This is a genomic window from Synechococcus sp. R6-10, assembly GCF_047461815.1.
In the GTDB taxonomy this organism is placed as follows: Bacteria; Cyanobacteriota; Cyanobacteriia; order Thermostichales; family Thermostichaceae; genus Thermostichus.
The window spans coordinates 1-767 of record NZ_JANSHW010000555.1; the positions used below are offsets into that span (position 1 = coordinate 1).

1 protein-coding gene and 1 pseudogene are annotated in these 767 nt (G+C 62.2%); one reads left to right on the plus strand and one right to left on the minus strand.

Annotation, left to right across the window (positions count from 1 at the left end):
* Positions 1–198 (plus strand): annotated as a pseudogene (locus NW837_RS13700) (hypothetical protein); the annotation flags it as partial.
* Positions 199–201: 3 nt separating this feature from the next.
* Here NW837_RS13700 and dapF read toward each other — a convergent pair.
* A partial coding sequence (gene dapF, locus NW837_RS13705; protein ID WP_414332166.1) for a diaminopimelate epimerase occupies positions 202–767 on the minus strand: 566 nt, incomplete at its 5' end.

Consider the following 767-nt stretch of genomic DNA (forward strand, 5'->3'; position numbering starts at 1 on the left):
TTCGCCTTGGGGGTGATCTTCCCCTGGCTCAAACGCTCCCTCAGCCAGTTTGTACACCCTCTATTTCTCCGCCTTGGCCTGGGCTTGGGCTTGGTCTTATTGGGCCTGGCAGTGGCGCTGATCTGGCGGCAGGGCTGGAGCGTTGCCTATGGGATCCTCGGCCTCCTGGCCATCCTCCTGTTGGGTCTGGGAGCCTAGTTCTCAACCGGCAGTGGTGCCGCTGAAGACGTGTAGGGCAGGGCCGGTCATCCACACGTGCTGTGTGCTCGGATCCCAGCGAATTTCCAGATTTCCTCCCGGCAGTTCTACTGTAGCTTGCGATTCTGCGCGCTCCTCCAAAACAGCAGCCACCAAAACAGCACAGGCACCCGTCCCACAGGCCAGCGTTGCCCCTGCTCCCCGTTCCCAAACCCGCAAGCGCAAACGAGTCGGGCTGAGCACCTGCACAAATTCGGTGTTGGTGCGCTCAGGAAAGGCCGGATGATGCTCAAACAGGGGGCCCACAGCCACCAAATCCAGCTCCTCCAGGGATCCCTCTTCTTCCAGGAAGACCACACAATGGGGGTTGCCCATGCTCACCGCCGTCACCCGCCACTCTCGCCCGGCCACTGCAAGCGGCTGCCGAATGACCTTCTCATCCGGTTCGACCAAGGTGGTGGGGATCTGCTTGGCCAAAAGGCGAGGGATCCCCATGTCCACCGTGACCAGCCCATCTGCCCGCACCTGCGGCACGATTCGCCCCGCCAAGGTGTGGATCTGGTAGGCGC